The organism is Devosia algicola (assembly GCF_028816455.1).
GTDB lineage: Bacteria > Pseudomonadota > Alphaproteobacteria > Rhizobiales > Devosiaceae > Devosia > Devosia algicola.
The window spans coordinates 2,329,203-2,349,864 of the sequence record NZ_CP118246.1 but is presented as its reverse complement, the minus strand read 5'-3'; the positions used below and the strand labels follow the sequence as shown (position 1 = coordinate 2,349,864).

General features: G+C 57.6%; 21 protein-coding genes and 3 pseudogenes. 17 read left to right on the top strand and 7 right to left on the bottom strand.

Annotated features, from left to right (window positions below):
- From PSQ19_RS12475 to PSQ19_RS12465, 3 genes are read right to left on the bottom strand one after another with little or no spacing between them, the layout of a single operon-like run.
- Nucleotides 1–465 carry an HlyD family efflux transporter periplasmic adaptor subunit gene (locus tag PSQ19_RS12475; protein ID WP_282218000.1) on the bottom strand — a complete coding sequence of 155 codons (465 nt, stop codon included), beginning with the start codon at nt 463–465 and terminating at the stop codon, nt 1–3.
- 4 nt (nt 466–469) lie between these two features.
- The gene (locus PSQ19_RS12470; RefSeq protein ID WP_282217999.1) at nt 470–901 is read right to left on the bottom strand and encodes a hypothetical protein; all 432 of its coding nucleotides are present in this window, start codon (nt 899–901) and stop codon (nt 470–472) included.
- Nucleotides 882–1,331 (bottom strand): putative HlyD family type I secretion protein, encoded by a 450-nt coding sequence (locus PSQ19_RS12465; RefSeq protein ID WP_282217998.1) that lies wholly within the window; start codon nt 1,329–1,331, stop codon nt 882–884. Before PSQ19_RS12465 ends, PSQ19_RS12470 begins: the two co-directional genes overlap by 20 nt.
- Nucleotides 1,332–1,443: 112 nt before the next feature.
- Here PSQ19_RS12465 and PSQ19_RS12460 point away from each other — a divergent pair, with 112 nt between their 5' ends.
- The 10 genes and pseudogenes from PSQ19_RS12460 to PSQ19_RS12415 all read left to right on the top strand — a co-directional run bounded on the left by PSQ19_RS12460 (nt 1,444) and on the right by PSQ19_RS12415 (nt 10,448).
- Nucleotides 1,444–1,839, top strand: coding sequence for a hypothetical protein (locus tag PSQ19_RS12460; RefSeq protein ID WP_282217997.1), 396 nt, complete (start codon nt 1,444–1,446; stop codon nt 1,837–1,839).
- A gap of 128 nt (nt 1,840–1,967) precedes the next feature.
- Nucleotides 1,968–3,644, top strand: coding sequence for an ATP-binding cassette domain-containing protein (locus PSQ19_RS12455; RefSeq protein WP_282217996.1), 1,677 nt, complete (start codon nt 1,968–1,970; stop codon nt 3,642–3,644).
- 5 nt (nt 3,645–3,649) lie between these two features.
- Nucleotides 3,650–4,888 (top strand): hypothetical protein, encoded by a 1,239-nt coding sequence (locus PSQ19_RS12450; protein WP_282217995.1) that lies wholly within the window; start codon nt 3,650–3,652, stop codon nt 4,886–4,888.
- 86 nt (nt 4,889–4,974) lie between these two features.
- Entirely contained in the window at nt 4,975–5,355 is a 381-nt protein-coding gene (locus tag PSQ19_RS12445) for a hypothetical protein (protein WP_282217994.1), read from the top strand.
- On the top strand, nt 5,297–5,779 hold the full coding sequence (locus PSQ19_RS12440; RefSeq protein ID WP_282217993.1) for a MotA/TolQ/ExbB proton channel family protein: 483 nt from the start codon (nt 5,297–5,299) through the stop codon (nt 5,777–5,779). Before PSQ19_RS12445 ends, PSQ19_RS12440 begins: the two co-directional genes overlap by 59 nt.
- A 246-nt stretch (nt 5,780–6,025) precedes the next feature.
- Nucleotides 6,026–6,412, top strand: a complete 387-nt coding sequence (locus PSQ19_RS12435) for a hypothetical protein (RefSeq protein WP_282217992.1) — start codon at nt 6,026–6,028, stop codon at nt 6,410–6,412.
- A gap of 8 nt (nt 6,413–6,420) precedes the next feature.
- Nucleotides 6,421–6,783 carry a PilZ domain-containing protein gene (locus tag PSQ19_RS12430; RefSeq protein WP_282217991.1) on the top strand — a complete coding sequence of 121 codons (363 nt, stop codon included), beginning with the start codon at nt 6,421–6,423 and terminating at the stop codon, nt 6,781–6,783.
- Nucleotides 6,784–6,926: 143 nt separating this feature from the next.
- Nucleotides 6,927–8,437: pseudogene (locus PSQ19_RS12425) on the top strand (sugar ABC transporter ATP-binding protein).
- A gap of 23 nt (nt 8,438–8,460) precedes the next feature.
- Nucleotides 8,461–9,439, top strand: a pseudogene (locus tag PSQ19_RS19460) (ABC transporter permease).
- Between the two features lie 52 nt (nt 9,440–9,491).
- Nucleotides 9,492–10,448 carry a substrate-binding domain-containing protein gene (locus PSQ19_RS12415; protein ID WP_282217989.1) on the top strand — a complete coding sequence of 319 codons (957 nt, stop codon included), beginning with the start codon at nt 9,492–9,494 and terminating at the stop codon, nt 10,446–10,448.
- A 123-nt stretch (nt 10,449–10,571) separates the two neighbouring features.
- Here the strand turns inward: PSQ19_RS12415 and PSQ19_RS12410 are convergent, their stop codons facing one another.
- The 3 genes and pseudogenes from PSQ19_RS12410 to PSQ19_RS19850 form a co-directional block, all read right to left on the bottom strand.
- A complete protein-coding gene (locus PSQ19_RS12410; RefSeq protein ID WP_282217988.1) occupies nt 10,572–12,002 on the bottom strand; it encodes an FCD domain-containing protein in 1,431 nt (476 codons plus the stop codon).
- A 2-nt stretch (nt 12,003–12,004) separates the two neighbouring features.
- A complete protein-coding gene (locus tag PSQ19_RS12405) occupies nt 12,005–13,033 on the bottom strand; it encodes a Gfo/Idh/MocA family protein (RefSeq protein ID WP_282217987.1) in 1,029 nt (342 codons plus the stop codon).
- A gap of 45 nt (nt 13,034–13,078) precedes the next feature.
- A pseudogene (locus PSQ19_RS19850) lies at nt 13,079–14,183 on the bottom strand (isocitrate/isopropylmalate dehydrogenase family protein).
- 188 nt (nt 14,184–14,371) lie between these two features.
- Between PSQ19_RS19850 and PSQ19_RS12395 the strand changes: the two are divergent.
- The 7 genes from PSQ19_RS12395 (at nt 14,372) to PSQ19_RS12365 (ending at nt 19,938) form a co-directional block, all read left to right on the top strand.
- Nucleotides 14,372–14,890, top strand: a complete 519-nt coding sequence (locus PSQ19_RS12395; RefSeq protein WP_282217986.1) for a type 2 periplasmic-binding domain-containing protein — start codon at nt 14,372–14,374, stop codon at nt 14,888–14,890.
- Nucleotides 14,778–15,377 carry a tripartite tricarboxylate transporter substrate-binding protein gene (locus PSQ19_RS12390; RefSeq protein ID WP_282217985.1) on the top strand — a complete coding sequence of 200 codons (600 nt, stop codon included), beginning with the start codon at nt 14,778–14,780 and terminating at the stop codon, nt 15,375–15,377. The genes PSQ19_RS12395 and PSQ19_RS12390 overlap by 113 nt, the downstream gene beginning before the upstream one ends.
- A gap of 62 nt (nt 15,378–15,439) precedes the next feature.
- Nucleotides 15,440–16,216, top strand: a complete 777-nt coding sequence (locus tag PSQ19_RS12385; protein ID WP_282217984.1) for a hypothetical protein — start codon at nt 15,440–15,442, stop codon at nt 16,214–16,216.
- Between the two features lie 5 nt (nt 16,217–16,221).
- Nucleotides 16,222–17,748 (top strand): tripartite tricarboxylate transporter permease, encoded by a 1,527-nt coding sequence (locus PSQ19_RS12380; protein WP_282217983.1) that lies wholly within the window; start codon nt 16,222–16,224, stop codon nt 17,746–17,748.
- Nucleotides 17,749–17,756: 8 nt separating this feature from the next.
- A complete protein-coding gene (gene otnK / locus PSQ19_RS12375) occupies nt 17,757–19,004 on the top strand; it encodes a 3-oxo-tetronate kinase (RefSeq protein ID WP_282217982.1) in 1,248 nt (415 codons plus the stop codon).
- A 12-nt stretch (nt 19,005–19,016) separates the two neighbouring features.
- Nucleotides 19,017–19,622: a 3-oxo-tetronate 4-phosphate decarboxylase gene (gene otnC / locus PSQ19_RS12370; protein ID WP_282217981.1), complete on the top strand. Its 606-nt coding sequence runs from the start codon at nt 19,017–19,019 to the stop codon at nt 19,620–19,622.
- A 13-nt stretch (nt 19,623–19,635) separates the two neighbouring features.
- On the top strand, nt 19,636–19,938 hold the full coding sequence (locus PSQ19_RS12365; RefSeq protein WP_282217980.1) for a putative quinol monooxygenase: 303 nt from the start codon (nt 19,636–19,638) through the stop codon (nt 19,936–19,938).
- Here the strand turns inward: PSQ19_RS12365 and PSQ19_RS12360 are convergent.
- Entirely contained in the window at nt 19,935–20,660 is a 726-nt protein-coding gene (locus PSQ19_RS12360; protein WP_282217979.1) for an RNA polymerase sigma factor, read from the bottom strand. The genes PSQ19_RS12365 and PSQ19_RS12360 overlap by 4 nt on opposite strands.
- Nucleotides 20,661–20,662 lie beyond the last annotated feature (2 nt).

Here is a 20,662-nt window from a genome sequence, read left to right as displayed (position 1 = left end):
CTATTGACGCAGCGCCCTCTCGCCGATCCGGCGGATGGGTTTCAGCAAATAGTCGAGAACAGTGTTGGAACCGGTCAGCACGTCGACCTCTGCCAACATGCCGGGCACAACTGGCTGTGCCTTGCCGAATGATTGCGTACTGGCTTCAACCCGGACGCGGAAATAGGGCTCGCCGCCCTGATCCTGCAACGCGTCGGGCGAGATTTCGACGATCTTGCCACGCAGGCCGCCATAGATCGAGTAATCGTAGGCGCTGATCTTGATAACGCTTTCCAGCCCCGGGTATATGTCACCGCGATCCTTTGGAGAAACCCGCGCCTCGATCGACACGGCAGCGTCGGCCGGCACGATTTGCAGCAGTGTCTGTCCGGGTTGGACGACGCCGCCGACGGTCGAGACCAGCAGGCGGTTGATGCGACCGCTGATTGGCGCGGTTACATTGGTCCGCTCAGACCGGTCCGTCATGGCGCTAATAGATTCGTTGAGCCTTGACGATCTTGATCTGCGCGTCGCCACGGTCATTTTCGGCATCGGATCGAAATTGCAGTTCTGCCTCACTGCGGCGACGTTCCACTTCACTCAGGCCGGACTCATATTGAGGTATCTGGAACTGCAGATCGTCCATCTGGGTCTGGATGTCCTGCAATTGACTCTGGCGATCAAGCAGGGCGTTGCGCGACGCGGCACCCTGGGCCACGAGGTCGGTCAGGCTTTCCACCTGTTGGCTCATCAGATCATAGGCCTGGCGAGTATTGGTCAAGCGTGTCCGTCGCTCCACCAGCCCAAGCCGCTGCTGCTTGGCCTGATCGTCAAAAATGGCCAGTTGCTCAGCCAGATTGGCCTGCCGACGCTTGAACAGGGCCATCTCATTATCGATCAATTCAGGATAGAGCCTGGGCATCCTGTTTTGGGGGAGCGAATTCTGCCGCGCCCGTAGCTTCGGCATCGAGCCGGGCGAAGCGCACTTCCTGGGCCGCCAAATCAACCTTGATCTGGCGCAGTTCGGCGAGGTTGAAGCTATTCTGAACCCGCACCAGAACGTCGCCCGCCTGTACCAGATCGCCCTCATGAACAAGGATTTCTGAGATTATACCACCCTCAAGATGCTGGACATTCTGATTTTGTTCAGTGGGGATCACGCGGCCGCTGGCGCGAGTAACCTGCTCGACCGAGGTGGTGGATGCCCAGGTAAAAAACGCCGCAAATCCGAAAAGGGTGACCAGGATGAATATGGTGTTGGCGGATCGCCCGATGTGATCGGTGCGCGGCACGAAAAAGCTGGAGTGGCTGCCAGTGCCATCAGCGGTTTCATCTGGGGCGACCAAGGTCATAAGGGAGCATCCGGGAACAGGAACAGGGGTCTCTCCTTTACTACCAGTTAAGGTTAACCAGATGTTTAATCCCGACCGGTACTGATAGCAGAAGTGCCAATGGGGCTATTCCGTGCAAGATCAGTCAAACAATCAGGTCAGTGACCCCCGGCAAAAGTCCGGTTCCATTACAGGATTGCGCAAGAAACTGGCGAATGCATTTGGTCATGGCGGATCGATGCGCGCTACTATTGGCGTGCCGCTTGTGGTGGCCTTGCGCCAGATCATGGCGTCCGCAGCGGTGCCGGAACTTGCGCTCGATGACGAATTGCTGAGGCGTTTTGGCGCTCAGCCGGCCTATGACAATCTGCTCGAATTGGCGCACGAACACGGGCTCGACCTGTCGAGGTCGCCGGCAAAGCGCCTGGAAAAGGCACGTTTTCCCTATGTCTGCGTTCTTGTAGATGGATCGGCGCTGGTGGTTACCGGCCGGGTCGGCAGGAGAAAGGCTCACATGCCGTGGTTGTGATGGCGTTCGGCACATTGGTGTGCGCGCGCTCCAGCGGCTGGCGCTACACGATATCATCGAGGTGAGCCGGGCCAGCGCGGCAACCGATCAAGAGGAGCAACCTTCGGCCTGGGCCAACCTGATTCGGCTTGCCGGACTGGTGGCGGGCGCCCGGCGCCATCAGACTCGTCCAATTACTCGCCGCGGCGTTTCTCTCCAACATGCTGCTGGTGGTTTTGCCGCTGTTCATCACGGCCGTTTACGACCGGGTGGTGCCCTATGGCGCCTATGAGACGCTGTCAGCGCTATGCATGGGGGTCATTATCGTCTTTGCTGTCGATATCGGTTTGCGTATGGCGCGGGTCAATCTGCTTGAAGCCATCGGGGTTTCGATCAGCCTGCGCCTGCAGCGACTTTTCTATCGCAAATTGTTGCGGGCGCCACTGGCCAAAAACACCAAGATCGCCTCTGGTGTAACCGCGTTGCTGCACGAGGTCGATGGCGCTTCGCTTACCATGCCCGCATTAATGGTCAGCCTGCTTGCTGATCTGCCCTTCGTGGTCATCATGTTGACGTTGGTTGCCCATCTGGGTGGCATTGTGGTCATGGTGCCACTGATGGGTGTCATGCTGGTAGCTATTGTAACAGCGATAGGGGCAGGGCGAGCGCGGCGCGCCGCTACGGTGTCGCATGGGCTGCGGGTCAAGGTGCAGGATCAGGCCATCGAATCGACCGCCATGCTGGCGACGATCAAGGTGGCGCGTGCTGAGGGCGCCTTGATCGGGCGTTGGGCCGAAGCGACTGATGCGGCAGCCTTTGCCGCTCATAGCGCTCGCCAAACATCGGCGTGGTCGGGCCAGATATCGCTGGTGGCAACGCAGATGGTCATTGCGTTCACCGTGGTTGTCGGGGCGATCCAGATAGGCGCCGGAGAGATGACCCTGGGTAACCTTGCGGCCTGTGTGCTGCTGGTCGGGCGTATTATTGCGCCGGCCAACACGATTGTTTCCAGCACTGGGTCACTGTTGAACATGCGCGTCGCCATTGGCGGATTTTTTGCGGTGATCGACCGGGCCGAAGAGAGTGGCGGCGACGAAAAGCTACTCGCGGCGCGGCCGCTAAAGGGTCAAATCGATCTGCATGGCGTCTGCTTTTCCTATCCGGGCGTCGCCAAGCGTTCAGTTGATGGGGTCAATATTGCCATCGCGCCTGGCGAACGTATCGGGATTATCGGGCGCAATGGATGCGGCAAGAGTTCCCTGCTCAAACTGTTGCCCCGGCTTTATGAAGCCGATAGCGGCAATATCCTGTTTGACGGCAACGATGCGCGCCAATTGGCGCCGCAGCAATTGCGCCGTCACATCAGCTTGATGGCGCAGGATACGGTTCTGATGCACGACAGTTTGCGCGCCAATATCTGCCTGGGACTGGATCGCGTCGATCCGGCCGATTTTGAGCGGGCGGTGACCTTGTCGGGCGTGGCCGAGTTTGCGCGTCTGCATCCGGAAGGCTATAGCGCCAATGTGGGGCCACGCGGCGAATTTCTATCGGGCGGCGAGCGCCAGGCCGTGGGGCTGGCTCGGGCCATTTTGAACGATCCACGCATATTGCTACTCGACGAGCCAACGGCGGCCATGGACAGTACGGCGGAAACCGGCCTGATCCGGAATTTGCCGGCATTTCTTGTCGGACGCACCGTCATTCTGGCAACGCACCGGATGCAGTTGCTGACTTTGGTCGACCGGTTGATCTGGATGGATCAGGGCCGGATCGTGGCCGATGGACCCAAGGCGCAGATATTGGCGTCCCTTTCGAAGGCGGCATAGGCGACATGGCGCGACGGGCCGAAGAAGAGGAAAATTACTGGCCGGGATTTGTGGATGCGCTGTCCACGATCGTCATGGTTGTCACCTTTTTGCTGATTATTCTCGGTATTGTAATTTTTGCCATATCAACGCAGGTATCCAAAGCGTTGAGCGAAGGCACGATGATCAGCAAGCAGGCGATTGCCGAGCAAACCAGCGAGTTGACCGAGGCCCTCGAGCAAAAGCAGGCTGAGGTCAAGGCCCTCACCGAGCAGCAGCAAGCGGCGCAATCGGCAGCCGAAGCGGCTAATGCAGCCGCACAGCAAGCGGCGCAGAGCGCCAGCGACAAGGCCGATGCGAGTGCCGCGGCGCAAAGAATTGCTGAGGCAAAAGCTGCAGAAATGGCGGCACAGCTGGAGGCCAGCCAGCAGCAGGCTGCGGCACAGCAGGCGCAATTGCAAGACGCCAGGGACGCATTGGCCGAGGCCAGTACCAAGGCCGAAGCCGACAGCACGGTCCTGGAGACAACAACCGCTGCTGTTGCCGCTGCAGAACGCAAGGTTGCCGAATTGACAGATCAGTTGGATGCGTCGGCGAGTACGGTTTCGGCGCAGGCCGAGGCCGTCGAAAAGCAACAGCAGGTTAATCAGGAACTGGCCGAGGCGGCAGCGCAGGCGCAAGCGGCGCTGGAAAGCGCCGAGGCAGACGCCAGTGCCAAATCTGCCGAACTTGCCGACGCCGCCGAGGAAATCAAAAAACAGACCGAGGTTATCGCCAAATTGTCAAAGTCGGTTGCCACGCAGACCCTGGCAGCGCAGGCGGCGCCGACGACCGATCAAACCGTTGAAGCTGACAACACCATGCAGATAACCTCGCGCGACGTTATTGACCCGGCCGAAATTGTCGTCGCCGCCGAAGAGAATGCACGCGAGAAAAAGCCGGTTGAGGTTACCTCGGCGCACGAAGTTTTGACGGTGCGGTTTCCTGAAGGCTCGCTGGATTTGAGCAGCGAGGCCGAAAAGCAGGCGCAGGCATTTGTTGCGGCCAACAAGGCTGTGCTCGACGGCAGGACGGTATCGCTATTTGCATTTTATGACGACAACACGCTGGCTATCAGCCAGGCCAAACGCAGTGCCTATTTCCGGTTGCTGGCAGTGCGAAATGCCTTTTTGGGCGGTGATGTTGATGGCGGTCATATCATTATCAGCGTCCGTGCCGCCGAGAATTCGGCTGACGTCGATAGTGTAAAGGCTTTCTTGCAATAGTGTGGCAATTGCCAAGAATTCAATGAATTTGCAAGGAATTGTACGGATAGTGACGCTAACCATTTGTATTGCGTAGGTTTACGTTCATGTTTCGACGACTCAAACTACCGCGTTTGATGTCCCCCTCATCCCCGATTACGCTGTTTATCGGTCTGCCCGAGAGTATCAAGGGCCCGGTGACGCGTATTTCTGTGGTGCTGAGCCTTTTGATCATCCTTGGCGTCTGGCAGCATGATTTTGTCTATCGCGCTGCCATGTCGAATATTTACCTGAACCTTTCTATCTGGGGCACGTTCGCGTTCGGCGTCATTCTGGTCTATCGCAATCTGATGCGCATGCGGAACGAAGACCTTGCGTTTCAGGCCCTTAAGGAGATGCACGAAGATGCGCGCAACCTGAATAGCGGCAATGTTGCTGATCCGATGTGGCGGCATTATCGCTGCAACGAGCCTGGCCGTGGTGTTTGAAAAACCCGAGGTGCTGGGCCACGCCTATCAGTTGATCTCCGAAGAACTGGCGAGTGGGCGCGATGTCAGCGTCTCGACCGGGACGATGCAGACCCTGATTGATTCAATTCAGTTGCGGCTTGATGAGCGGCGTTCGTTGACGCAATATATTGCCGGTATTCTCATTCTGCTGGGCCTGATTGGTACCTTTATCGGCCTCATCGATACGCTGGCGTCGGTAGGCAAGATCTTGGGCGATCTGGACATTTCCGGCACCGATCCAACCACTGCCATCGCCACGCTCTTGGGCAATCTGCAAATCCCGCTGCGCGGCATGGCCGTTGGGTTCAGTTCGTCATTGTTTGGCGCGGTCAGCCTCGCTGGTGCTGTCAATGATGGTACGCTTTTCGTCCATGGCGTTTTCCACCTTCACGCAGGATTTTGAGGGATGGCTGGCCAATATCGTGCGGATCGATGATGACGCGGAGGCTGAAACTGGGGGTGTCGTCGGCTCCAATCTGATGGAAGCTAAACAGCTGGCACTGGTGCTGCGCGCGGCACGGATCAGCGTATCGTCCAACGCCCGGCTCAATGCCCAGCTCGATGCCCTATCGGCCAATATGGTTGAGTTGGCGCAGGTTACCGCTGGACAAACTCATGCAGTACAGAGCGTTTTGGGGGGATCAGCGAATTGCAGGACCAGTCTCAGGTTCTGGGGCAGGCCATGGCGCGCAATCTGGAAGCCATGCGCTCGTTGGCCAGTGGCCTTGACGCCAAGAGCGAGATTGTGGAGGCGACCAATTCCCTGGGGCGGCAATTGAAGACCCGCGACCTGTCCTTGGCCCAAAGCCTGTCCGCGCTGGATCAGACCCTGACATCGTTGCGCCAGCGCGAGGCGGAAGCTGCGTTGTTGCCGACGCCGCAATCGACCGAAGCCTTCAGGCTGTTGGAGGAGTTGAAGGCGAGCCTGCTCACCGGCGAATTGGGTAAGGTACGCGATCGGCTGTGGAGCGATGAAGATCTGCCGCCCGGTGCCGATGACGGTTTGGCCGAGACGCCGAAAACTGTGGCGCGATAGGAGTTATCATGTCTACTGAAAATCTTGCTATCGATACTGAAACCCTGCGCCGCCGTCTGCAGCAGGACGAGCAGAAAAATGCTCATAAGCGTCGGTTTGAACGCCACTCGACATTTATTGTGGCGCGCATGGTGATGCAGGATACGGCCCAGCATATTGATGGCGTAATCAACGAGATGTCGCTGGGCGGCATGCGCTTTCGTCCGGCGTCAAAATATCTACAAAAGCGTGATGGCGACACTGTCAGCCTGCTCATCGAAGAGCAGGCCTTTATCGGCCGAATTAGGGCGTCGCGCCCCGATGGCTACGGCATTGAATTGCTTGACATGATGCCCGAAGGCGTCATGGCCGGGTTTTTGAGCCAGCAATGATCTTGCGGTTGCTGCCCCTGATCGATACTGCCCACGTTAGAGTGACCGACCGCGCGATCGGTTGACCGGGTCAACGCCCATGTTATGGTCCTGCAACGATAAATTGTGATAGTGATCATAATAGTCCGGCGTGAGGATCATGCGTGGTTGACGAAAATGGCGCTCTTTTAGCAGGCGTATCCATTGCCAAGAGTTTTGGTCCGGTGGAAGTTCTCCACGACGTCGATCTGTCGTTGCAAGCGGGGCATGTGCATGCGCTGATAGGTGAGAACGGCGCCGGAAAATCGACATTGATGAAAGTGCTTTGCGGCTATCAAGGGGCCAGCGCCGGGACGCTGATGCTCGATGGTCAGCCAGTGGTTTTCCATGACAGTGCCGACGCCGAACGCCATGGCGTCGCCATGATTCATCAAGAATTCAATCTGGCCGAGCAACTCAGCGTTGTGGCCAATATTTTTCTTGGTCACGAAATGAAATCCGGCGTCTTCCTTGATAGCCAGGGGATGCGCGCGCGGGCGCAGCAATTGCTCGCTGAGCCTTGAGACCGAGATTGATCCGCGCCAACTGGTTTCGGACCTGTCGGTGCCGCAAAAGCAGATGGTTGAAATTGCCAAGGCCCTGGTGCGCGATGCCCGCGTTCTGGTGATGGACGAGCCGACTGCGGTTTTGACGACGCGGGAATCCGAGGTGCTGTTCCGCCAGATTGACCGGCTGAAACGTCAGGGCGTGGCCATTCTCTACACCTCCCACAAGCTGGAGGAAGTCAAGGCGATTGCCGATATCGTGACGGTGCTGCGTGACGGTCGGCATGTTGTAACGACCTCAGTCGAGAGTTTAAGCGTCGATGACATGGCAACCCAAATGGTTGGGCGGGATGTTTCGGACCTGTTTCCTGCCAAGTCCGAGGTTGGTGACAGCCAGATTTTGCTTGAGGTCAGCAATTTTTCGGTGACTGGTCGCGTCTGGGATGCCGCGTTTACGCTGCGAGCCGGGGAGATTCTTGGCTTTGCCGGTCTGGTCGGCGCCGGCAGGACCGAGCCTTATGGAGGGTCTTGTTGGGTTACGGCAAACGCGCGGTTCGATCCGGATCAATGGCGCGATCGTCCGCATTAGATCGTTGGCAGATGCATCCCGACATCACGTGGCTTATCTGACTGAAGATCGCAAGGATCGCGGCTTGCTGCTCGACAAGCAGATGCGCCCCAATCTGACACTGTTGGCGCTTGATCAGTTCACCAGGGGGTTGATCGACGAAAAGGCCGAGGAGCGCGCGCTCGACAAGGCAATCGATGAATTTGATATTCGCGCCGGTGATCGCGCAGTGCGCGTGGGCAATCTGTCGGGCGGCAATCAGCAAAAGCTATTGCTGGCCAAGACCATGCTGGTCGACCCCGATATAGTGATCATCGACGAGCCGACGCGCGGTATCGATATTGGCACCAAGCAACAGATTTATGGCTTTATCGACAGGCTGGCGCGATCAGGAAAAAGTGTCATTGTGATTTCATCGGAAATGGCAGAGGTCATCGGGCTCTGTCACCGGGTAATCGTGATGAAGGCCGGCCGGATCGTCGGGGAACTTGCGGGTGACGAGATCGGGGAGGATACAATCGTGCGGTATGCCATGGGCATTGAGGGGAGCGTTGTCGCTTGACTAATACAGGCTCCAAAGAGCGGATGGGCGCCGTCAGTGCGCCGTTCAAACTGAGTGTTTTCGGCCCGCTGATTGCCTTGGCGCTTCTGCTGATCCTTGGCGCTTCGCTGAACGGCAATTTTTTGTCGGTGGGTAATATGATGAATGTGGTGGCGCGCGCCGCACCGATTGGCATCATTGCCATCGGGGCAACCTTCGTCATTACCTCGGGCGGCCTTGACCTCTCGGTTGGCTCGATGGCGGCTTTCGTTGCCGGGTTGATGATCATCATCATGAACGCGCTGGTGCCCTCGCTCGGCACAGGTTGGCTGGTCGTAATCATCGGCATGTTGTCGGGATTGGCAATCGGGGCGGCCGCCGGGTCGGCCAATGGGTTGCTGATTACAGCGGGGCGGATCGAGCCTTTCATTGTAACGCTGGGTGCCTTGGGCATATTCCGGGCGCTCATCACTTTTCTGGCCGATGGGGGGACGCTTAACCTCAATTTTCAGGTCGCCGATATCTATGCGCCGGTCTATTCGGGCGATATTCTTGGTGTTCCCGTGCCGATTATTGTTTTTGCTGTGATTGCAATCGGCGCAGAAATCATATTGCGCCGTACCCGTTTTGGTCGCCATGCGGCGGCGATCGGCTCCAGCGAGCAGGTGGCGCGCTATTCAGCGATTGACGTTGAACGCGTGCGCTTGATGACTTACGTACTTCAAGGCATGCTGGTGGGCGTGGCAACCATGCTTTATGTGCCCCGGTTCGGTTCGGCCAACAGCCCGACCGCCGTCCTATGGGAGCCTTCAGGCGATTGCCGCAGTGATCATCGGGGGCACGATGCTCAAGGGTGGCTCTGGCCGCGTCTGGGGCACGGTAGTCGGTGTTATCATTTTGGAGTTGATCGGAAATATTCTCAATCTTCAAAGCCTGATCAGCCCCTATCTCAACCAGGCATTTCAGGGCGCCATCATCATCGTGGCGGTGCTGCTACAAAGATCAAAACGGGTGGCGAACTAGCCACCTCACAAGCAACGCCTCATCAAGAGGCCTATTCGGGAGGACTGCAATCATGTCACTATTCAAGGCCGCTGCATTGGCCGTGACCATCGGGAGCTTGGCTCTTGGCGGCACCGCCATCGCCCAGGAAAAATCCTACGTAATTGGCGTTTCGGTGCCGACAGCCGATCATGGCTGGACCGGTGGGGTAAACTTTTTTGCCCAACAGGCGGTTGATCGCCTGTCCAAGGCCTATCCCAATCTCAGCTTCGTTCTGACCAGTGCGCCGGATTCAACCAAGCAGGCGGCTGATCTGGAAGATATGGTCACGACCCGCAACATCGATGGTTTGGTCATTCTACCGGGCGATCCGGACGCCATGACCTCCTCGATCAAAAAGGTCAAGGATGCGGGCAAATGGGTTACCGTTGTTGACCGTGCGCTAAGCCAGCCCGGCATCGAAGATCTCTATGTCGCTGGTGACAATCCGGGTCTGGGTACAACGACTGCAAACTATTTCAAAGAAGCCCTGCCTGACGGTGGCAACATCGTCATTCTGCGCGGTGCGCCCATTCCGATTGATGCGCAGCGCGTGGATGCGTTCATGGCGGGCATTGAAGGCACCGATATCAAGGTGCTCGACAGCCAGTTTGCCAATTGGAACCGTGATGACGGTTACAAGATCATGCAGGATTTCCTGACCAAATATGACAAGATCGATGCAGTCTGGGCGCAGGACGATGACACGCTGGTTGGTGTGCTCAAGGCACTCAAGGAAGCCGGTCGCGACAAGGAAATGTGGTCAGTTGGCGGCGCCGGCATGAACCAGATCATCAAGATGGTGGAAGCCGGTGATCCCGCAGTGCCAGTCGATGTCAGCTACAATCCCAACATGGTGGCCACGGCAATTGATTTGACCGCGCTGCACTTTGTGGCCGGGGCTCAGGTCGATGGTCGCTTCATCATCAATTCAACCTTGATCACCAAGGATAATGCCGCCGAGTTCGACTATGAGAACACCCCATTCTGATTGTTGATCGGCGTTTATAAATTTGGCCATCCGGGCGCGTTCCGGATGGCCTTTTTTTGTTGGTAGTAACGATGAGCCAGTCAGCGGGCCTTGGGCTGATTGAGCCTGACGATCATGTCGTCGTCATGGAGTGGCATGAAGCGTTGACGCACCAATGGATCGTGGCCGGGGACAACAACCGCGCCTCGTCTCTGCCAGTCCAGCAGCAGTTTGAAGCCATCGAGCATCGCGGGTGGATCGAGCACGATGGGAAAGAGCCTTTTCGCGCTCAAAGTTTTCATAATAATGACTGGCATCAGAGGCCAGTATCAATGGCCCGTTTGCCGTGTCCACTTCCACGATCTGCAGACCGGAACTGTGACCGCCAACGCGATGCACCCGCACGCCGGGCACGATCTGCGCACTGCCATCGTGAAATGTAAGCTTGCCAGAATAAAGCTGTTTGACCGCGGTGCAGACATGCTCGGCGGTAAAGGGGGCGCGCAGCACGGGATGGCACATGCATGGTGACACAGCAAAGCCAAGTTCGGCCTGCTGGAGATGAAACCGGGCGTGCTCGAACTGATCAAGACTGCCGGCATGATCATAATGCAGGTGGGTCACGATCAGGTCGGTAATATCGGTGGGGGCAATGCCCAGCCGCTTGAGCATGCCAATTGGCTCGGACAGGATCGGGCGCCCGCGCCTTGTAGCTTCCCTGGTGTCATAGCCGGTATCGACCAGAATGGTGCGCGCATGGTTGCGCAAGACCCAGATATAATAATCCATGGCGTGAGGGGAAGCGTGGTCGTCATCAAACTGGAAGGAGTCGGCGCGGGTGCGGCCATTGCGCTCCGCATATTTGAGGGCAAATACTTCGTACTGATCGTCGGCCATCAGGTCTCCTAGACGTGAAAAAAGCCGTGCTTGCTCAGGAGATCGAGCATCAGGCTCCTTGGCACGCAGCCGGTGGTGGCGGTGGATCTGGCGAGCGGATTCAGCATCGCCCGCTTCAATGGCCTTGAGCAAGGCGCGGTGATCCTGGTTGGATTTGGTCGGTTTGGGTCGCATATGGAGCGTGATCATCCGAGCACGATGGGCCTGATCTGAATAGGTCGAGACAATGCCTTTGAGGCGTCGATTGCCCGCCAGATCTACCAGCGCTTCATGAAAATGATTGTCGGCCTCGGCCCATGCAACCCGATTATCACTCTTTAGGGCCACTTCCATGTCGTCAACCGCCAGCCGCATGGGCGCCAGTTCGGCAACGCTCGGGCGCCGCACCGCCAGATCATAGGCGGCCAGCGATTCCAGCTCGGTCAGTATCTGGTAGATTTCTTCCATGTCGGCGGCCGAAATCGGCAATACCCGCATGCCGTGGCGCGGCCGTACTTCAACCAGACCGTGGGCTTCGAGCATCAGCATGGCTTCGCGAACCGGGGTGCGCGACAAACCCAGCAGTTCGGCCAGTTCACCTTCAAGATGATTGGAGCCGGGGGCCAGTTCGTTGCTCATGATCTTGTGCTTGAGCTCAGCAACTGCCCGTTCGGTCTGCGACATGTGTTTGGTGCCCATGATTATCCAGACAGCGTTATTCGGCAGCCATCCTGTGCGCTTTGATAGATGGCCTGCTCATATACGATAACATCGAGATAGTCCGCCGCGCTATTTTCGAGCGGTGTACCCTCGATGAGATGGCGGACCACATGGGATTGCAAGGCAAATACACAGTCCCCGCCGAAGCCACGATTTTGCCAGTCATAAGCGTGGCGGGCGAACGAATTCGTGCCAAAGTCGCGTCGGCTCAGTTCACCGTTGCCAGACAGTTCAAGCGTCCCCTTTTCCCCTTCAATGCAAAGTTCGCCCATGGTCAGGCGGCGATTTTCCGCCACGTGATCGCTCAGGCGATTGCCGTCAAGTGTAGAGCGGAATCCATTATCATAGCCGAACAGGATATGTCCGGCATCTTCGCCCTTAATTGCGGGATTGAGGCGGCGCAGATCGCCAAATACCCATGAGGGTTTGCCAAAGAGGAAGCGGAACGTGTCGACCCAGTGCACGCCTGTTTCGTGGACGAAAAAACGCGGCATCTGTTGAAAATAGGGTTGGCGTGCCAGATAAGCGTCCGGGCCCTGCCCATCGCCGGGTCGCAGACTGAAGCGCGCCTGATACAGTTGTCCCAGCATATCATTCTGCAATAGCGTCTTGATCTCGCGATACCAGGGCTGGAAACGGAAGTTTTCGTGGACGGTTATGGTCAGGCCCAATTGGGCGGCCTTCGCCGTCACTGCCCGAGCCTGCTCGAGATTTTCGCAAAAGGGTTTCTGGCAGATGACGTGTGCGCCCGCGTCGAGCGCGCGTGCCACATATTCGAAATGGGTTGAGGGCGGGGTGATGATGTCGACCAGATCGGGCTTGGTTTCGGCCAGCATCTTGTTGAAATCGGCATAGGCGCTGGCGCCATATCGGGTCGCGACGGCCTCGGCCTTTTCCAGCGTCTGGTTGCAAACGCCGACGAGTGTAACGTCTTCGATCCGGCTCCAGGCTTCATACTGGAACTGAGAAAAATATCCCGCTCCGACGGCCGCCAGTTTCAACTCGCTCATCAACACTTCCTTGGCACGCATTGTTGTTGTCGGCTTTTAGCTACCTTAAAGGTGGGCGGCCACGGCGTCAGCCATCTGCTGGGTGGTGGCGGTGCCACCGATATCGCGCGTGCGGAACTTACCCTCAGCCAGCACAGCCCTCACCGCATCATCGAGACGTTTGCCCGCGCCGATCAACTCCTTGCTGTTATTTTCATGCCCCAGCCAATCCAGCATCATGGCGCCAGACAGGATCATGGCCAATGGATTGGCAAGGCCTTGGCCGGCGATATCAGGGGCAGAACCATGGCAGGGTTGGAAAAGCGCAATATCGTCGCCGATATCGGCTGACGGCGCCAAACCAAGGCTGCCCATCAGACCAGCACCGAGATCGGACAGAATATCGCCAAACATGTTTTCGGTGACCAGCACGTCAAAAGTCCAAGGCCGTTCCACCATCCACAAAGCGGTTGCATCAACATAGGCACTGTTGGCTGTCAGATCAGGAAAATTCCTGGCGCGCTCCAAAAAGATCGAGCGGAAAAAGGCGAAGGCCTGAAACACATTTGCCTTGTCGACGCAGGTCACTATACCCTTGCCGCGCCCGGCGACCTTGCGGCGCTCAGCGAGCCTTGAAGGCAAAATCGAACAGTTTTTCAGATACCGCGCGGGTAATGACGAGCGTTTCGGTTGCGCTCTCATTACCATTGATGGTGCCCTTGCCATGCGAGGCGAACAGGCCTTCGGTCGATTCCCGGATCAGCACGAAATCAACATCTGCGGCGCGTTTGTCCCCCAATGGGCAGGGTGCGCCGGGGAAAATAGTCACCGGGCGGACACCTGCATAAAGATTGAGTTCCATGCGCAGATCAATCTGGGGTGAAATCTCGGTGCCGTTGGGATAGCGGATAGATGGCAGGCCCATGGCGGCCAATAGGATCGCATCCGCCTTGCGGGCGGCGGCCAGGGATTTTTCGGGCAGGGACTGGCCGGTTCTGGCGTAATGGCCAGCGCCTGCCGGGAGTGACTCGAACGAGATATTGTAGTCGGGGAGGTGGCTGGTGGCCTGCCTGATCAGGGCAACGGTCGGTGCCATGATTTCAGGGCCGATACCGTCGCCGTCAAAAACCGCGATATCCAGATTTTTCACGCCGGCCGCTACGTCGTTCATCGTCGATCTCCTGAGTGGCCGCGCCTGCGCCCGGCAAATTATTGATCACTGCATAGCGGGTTTTAATGCGCTTGACAATGCATACATTAATCAATACGCAAATGTATAGCGCTTATCTGGCGCCTCATCGCGCGCCCGGTTGTCCATGAGAATTGGCTTGTGCGAGAGTTAATGAACAGGAGGAGAGCATGAAAAAATTCACAGCTTTGGCTGTTGCCGCAGCAGTGACTCTAGCCGGCGGTGTTGCTGCCCAGGCTCAGGAATATCCGTTTCGCGATATAACCAACGCCGTTGTGTGGGGCGCTGGTGGCGGCACCGACACCATCAATCGCATGGTCATGGCGGAAATGGAAAAATTCCTGCCTGTTGGCATTTCGGTGATCAATCAGACAGGCGGCGTGGCAGGTTCGAACGGCATGATTTACGTGCTCAACCAGCCAGATGATGGCTATACGCTTGCCGGGATTTCCGAATCCAACGTAACGGCTGCCGTGCAGGGCGGTTGGGACAAGCGGATGGATGTGTGGTTCCCATTCATCGTCGGCGGGTCGCCACTGATGATTTCGGTGCCCGCAGAATCGCCCTATAACAGCCTTGAGGAGCCTGGTCGACGCTGCCAAGGCGGCGCCCGACACCATCCCGGCTGCGGCCAGTGGATCGGGTTCGATCCATCACCTGAACCTTCTGGCGCTGGAAAATGGTACTGACGCAAAATTCCGCTTCGTACCCTATCAGGGTTCGGCCCCGGCCATGGAAGCGGCAGTTAATGGCGAAGTGCAACTGGTTATCGGTTCGCTGGCCGAACAGTTCCCATTGATCGATGGCGGCAAGCTCAAGCCCTTGGCGATGCTGAGCGGTCAGGAAGCCTCGATCGGCGACAAGACCATTCCCGATGCGCTGAGCGAATATCCTTCCCTCAAACAATATCTGCCATTGAGTCAGTCGATCGGCTTTGCGGTGGCCAATTCGGCTTCCGATGATGTTAAAAATGTCCTGTCGGAGGCCTTTACGCAGGCCATGGCGTCGGACACCGTGCGTGAATGGGCCGATGGCAATCATTATGTGATCTCGGGTCAGATGGGCGATGAAGCCAGCAAGACGTTTGCCAAGCTCGAGAGTGTTTTTGCCTGGACCCTTTGGGATCTGGGTGCGGCAACCGTCGACCCGGAAACACTGGGCATTCCAAAGCCATAGGTGCAAATACTGAATGATTGACCGGCCCAAGGGCCGGTCTTTTTGTAGCCCGGGAGGTATAATTGACAGACGACAAGCGCTCATTGCGCCAGAAAGATTTCTGGACCGCAATTGCATTGATGGCGGCCTCGTTGGGTCTGCTGTTCAAGACGCTCGAAATTCCACTATTTCAGGCGCGGGCGGCCGGTGTTGCCGACGGAAAATGGTATAATTCCGCTGCCATCGTGCCCTATATGGTCTTTGGGTTGTTGTTGGTGCTGTCGGTATCGCTGCTGGTGATTGCCATTCGCGGCGATGGACTGCCGACCCGGGATGATTTGGAGAAAATCGTTGCGCAGGCACGGGCGCCGATCTTCCAGAAATTCTGCATTATCTGCCTGATGTTGCTGGCCTATATTTTTGCGTTGGTACCACGTGTGGATTTCACCTTGGCAACAGCACTGGTGATGATGGCGCTGACTTACGGGTTCTACGAGGGGCGGATACGCCCGGCCATACTGAGCCTCTTGCTGGTGATGGTGCCCGCCGCATATGCCCTGCTTGTTCACTTTCCCAGCGAGCAATGGGCCAAACCGCACGACGACGATATCGTCACGCTAGTCGGCTTCGTAATTCTTGTTGCTATGGCTTTGGTTGAGGCCGTTCGTACTCACGGATCGCTTCCCGGCTATTTGCGCTATGTGCCGATAATCAGCTTCTTAACGCCGCTGCTGCTGGTAATCGCCATGGCCTTCGGTTTTCATCAGAACGTGCCCAATCGGACGGGTCTGTTGTTTTCACAAATCGAATATCATTATTACGTCACGCTCAAGCCTCTGCTTGACGGGCGGAAGGACTGAGTCACATGGATCTCATCGCTTCCCAAATGACGGGCTTTGCCTACTCGCTGGCCCAATTGATCATTGATCCCATTACCTATCTCTATTTGCTGCCCGCTGTGGCACTTGGCATTATTTTTGGTGCGCTACCGGGCCTTACAGCCACGCTGGCGGTTACCATCCTGACGGGCTTTTTCGGCAACAAGTTTCCGCTCGAATATTCGCTGATCGCGCTCATTGGCGCATATGTCGGCGCAATTTACGGCGGCTCCTACCCGTCGATCCTGGTCAATATTCCCGGCACCGCCGCGTCGGCCGCGACGGCGATGGATGGCTATCCCTTGACCAAGCAGGGTCGGGGCGGGGAAGCGCTTGGCCTGACAACAACAGCCTCATTCATTGGCACGCTGATCGGCACCTTTTGTCTGCTGGTTGGGGTAGGCCTGTTGCTGATGATCAGCCAGTCCATCGCCTCGCCGGAAAAGGCGCTGCTGGCTTTGTTCGGTATTCTGGTCAGTGGCACGCTGATGAGCCAGGATCTGGTGATCAAGGGATGGATCGCCGGCCTTTTGGGTCTGGGTATGGCCATGGTCGGGCTGGATCCATTGCTCAGCGAGCCGCGCTACACCTTTGGCTGGGCCTATCTGCTCAGCGGCTTTCAGGTGGTGCCGGTGCTGATGGGGGCGTTCGCCATTCCGCAAATCATTTCGGGCCTGCTTGAAGGCACACTGATCTCCAAGGTTCGCGAGATCGGCCCGATCATTCCCAACTGGCGCACCATCGGCCAGCGGATGCCCACCATTGCGCGCTCGGGGGCGCTTGGGGTCGGTATCGGCGCCTTGCCAGGAGTTGGTGAAGACGTTGCGGGGTGGGTGTCCTATGGCATCGGCAAAAATCTCTCCAAGGAAAAAGAAAAGTTCGGCAAGGGCGCCATTGATGGCCTATTGAGTTCAGAAACCGCCAATAATGCCGCCATTGGCGGGGCCCTGATTCCGCTTCTGGTCCTGGGCATTCCCGGTTCGCCACCGGCTGCGGCGCTGTTGGGGGCGCTGATGATCAACAATGTCATTCCCGGCCCCAATATCGATCCCAACCTGATCCTTCATATTGTCTCGATCCTGGTCATGGCATCGGCCATCATGTTCCTGATGGGCCTGTTTACTGCGCGCGCCTTCATTCATGTGCTCAAAATTCCCCAGTCCATCTTTCTGCCGGTGGTACTGGCGCTGACAACCATAGGCTCATTTTCGGTTGGCGGGGGTATCAACGATCTGTTCCTGATGATTGTGGTGGGTATTATTTCCTTTGCGCTGATCGAAATGAAATATCCCATCGCGCCGCTGGTCATCGGCGTCATTCTGGGCGGTTTGTTTGACGAAAGTTTCCGTCGGACGCTTTTGATCTCCGATGGTGACCTGTCGGGCTTTTTTACCCGACCGGCGGCCGCGATCCTTCTGGCGTGCAATGTCTTGCTAATCTTGTCACAATTGCCCATGGTCCGCCGACTATTCCAGCGTCGGACACCCGTTCTTGAGCCAGACGCAGGCAAATGAGGTGAGCGATGTTTCTGGGCTGTATCGCCGATGATTTTACCGGGGCAACCGACCTTGGTGCGCTGATGGCGCGCGAGGGGTTGCGGGTAAGCCTGCATGTGGGGGTGCCGCAAAGCCCTCCCACGGAGGTCGCCGACGCCATGATCATCGCCCTCAAGTCCCGCAATATTGCTGCGGACGAGGCGGTCTCCCAGTCGCTTGGGGCGGCCAGCTTCCTGCGCAACCAGATGCGGGCTGAATCGATTTACTTCAAATATTGCTCGACGTTTGATTCCACGGACAAAGGCAATATCGGCCCGGTTCTTGATGCGTTGATGGCTGAACTGGATGTTTCCAGAACCATCGCCAGCCCGGGTTTCCCCGAAAATGGTCGACGATTGTTTATGGGCCATTTGTTTGTACAGGACCGGTTGCTGTCTGAAAGCTCATTGGCGCGGCATCCGTTGACGCCAATGACGGATCCCGACATCGTTCGCGTACTGGGGCGGCAGCGCACGGGGCCAGTGGGCCTGATCTCCAAATTGGCAATCGATTCAGGGGCCGATGCCGTACGGCAGACTTTTGAGGAAGCCGCATCGGGTTCGGTTCTGATCTGCGACGTATTGCAGACGCCGGATCTGGACGTCGTCGCTGCGGCTCTGCCAAAGCTAAGGCTTTATTCGGGGGGCTCCGCGATGGGTGGAGCGCTGGCGCGATTGCAGAACAGTCAGGGCCTCGAACAGGGTGGGCAGGCGGCTGCCGACCCGGCCACGCTTCGCCCCATCATTTTTTCCGGGTCGGGCTCTGATATGACCCAGTCTCAGGTGCGGCATGCCTTGGCAGGAAATGTCGATGCGGTGCAGATCAAGGCGGTCGATATTGTTGATCCTGCGATTTCGGCTCGCGAGGTGTTGGCGCGCATCGGCAAGAATGGCGCCGTGCCGATGATTTATGCAACTGCCTATCCCGGCGATGTCGCTGAAGCGCAGGCGGCCTTGGGCGTGACTGAATCGGGCGAGCGGATCGAGGCGTTTTTTGAGGCGCTGGCGTCTGCGGCGCGCGCCGACGGGTTTAACGCATTCGTGGTCGCGGGTGGTGAAACATCGGGTTCTGCGGTGCGGGGGCTTGGGATTGATCACATGCAGATCGGGGCCGAAGTTGCGCCGGGCGTTCCGTGGATGCAGGCGGACGGGGTCTGGGCAATCCTCAAGTCTGGCAATTTTGGCACCGAGAGCTTTTTCTTCGACGCCCTTGAAAAATTGGGCATCGGGCAATGACGACTGTGCTGCGTGAAGAGCCTCTGCCGGATTGGTCATTCCCTGCATTCGCGCGGGCTGACTTTTGGCAGTTCTGGCAATATTTCGGTGCGCCTTCCCGAGGGCGGCTGGATCGTTACGCCGACCAATGTGGCAATGGGCGATCTTGATCCGAGCCAATTGTCCCTGCTCGACGACGATGGCAAGTGGATTGACGGTCCCAAGCCGACCAAAGAGACCTTTTTGCATGCCGCGATGTACGGCGCTCGCCGTGATGCGGGTGCGGTGGTGCATTTGCACTCAACCCATTCGGTTGCCGTTAGCGTGCTCGAAGATATCGATCCGGCCGATGTGTTGCCAGCGATCACTGCCTATTATGTCATGAAAGTGGGGGCCTTGCGGCTTATTCCCTATTTTCCGCCGGGCGATCCTGCACTGGGCGAGGCGGTCGCCGGATTTGCCGACAAGCATCACGCGCTGCTGTTGGCAAATCATGGCCCGGTGGTGGCCGGCGCCGATTTGCGCAGTGCGCAATATGCGGCCGAAGAGCTCGAGGAAACGGCCAAACTGTTCCTGCTGTTGCAGGGCCACAAGATACGCCCGCTCACCGCATCGCAAGCGGCTGCACTGAAACAATAGCTCCAGGATCACCATGTTTGCGGTCATTGTCGTGTTCGAGATCAAGCCCGGAAATTTCGAGGCTTTTGTTACCCGTGTTGAACAGCAAGCTGCCGATTCGCTGCGGCTTGAACCCCATTGCCGACAATTCGATGTCCTGGTTGATCCGGTGCAAGCCAATCGCGTCGTGCTTTATGAAATCTATGATAGTTCCGAGGATTTCCAATCGCATCTGGCGGCCGATCATTTCAAGGCATTCGATGCTGAAGTGGCGCCGCTGGTTATGCGAAAACATGTCGAGAAACTGCATCGGCGCCCGGTGCCTCCCCGGCCCTAGGCCTTCGGTTGCTGAATGACGCCATTGGTGCAAAGCCGCGCCACGACCTTGTCCGCCATGTTGTCGCAGCGCGCGCCATCGAAGGGCAGGATGTCGGTGATCGCACCACTGAGTTGCTCTGAAAGTGCCAGGCGTAGGGCGCGCCGGGCGCGATGCAGGCGGGTTTTGACGGTCTCAGGTTTCAGGTCAAGGTGCTGGGCTGTTTCGGCGACGGAAAGGCCCTCGATGTCCCGCATTATAAAGACCAGCCGGAACACCTCTGGTAATTCCGAAATCGCGTGCTCCAGTAGTGTGCGCATCTCGGTTCTATCGACCTCACTGTCGGCGGGAAGGGGGTTCAGGGAAAGTGGCAGATGACTGGCAAGACCGGGGTCGGCAATCCCCGCATCGTCAAGGGCCTCAAGGTCTGTCATGGTCCGTCGCTTGCGCACCCGGCCTATGGCGTCGTTGAGGGCGATGCGGGTCAACCAAGTCGAAAAGCGCGCGGTCCCCAAAAACCCGTCGAGGTGGGTGAAGGCGCGAACATAGGTTTCCTGAACAACGTCTTCGGCTTCCGCGTCGTTGCGTACGACCCCCCAGGCAACCCGAAACAGGCGTTGGTTGTTCGCCTTGATCAGGAGCCTAATGGCGTCTTCACCACCGCGACGCGCCTGCTCCACCAGACTTGCCTCGCTGCGATCATGCTCGGTGTCGTGTTGACTTGACTGGACAATGCTCATCATGC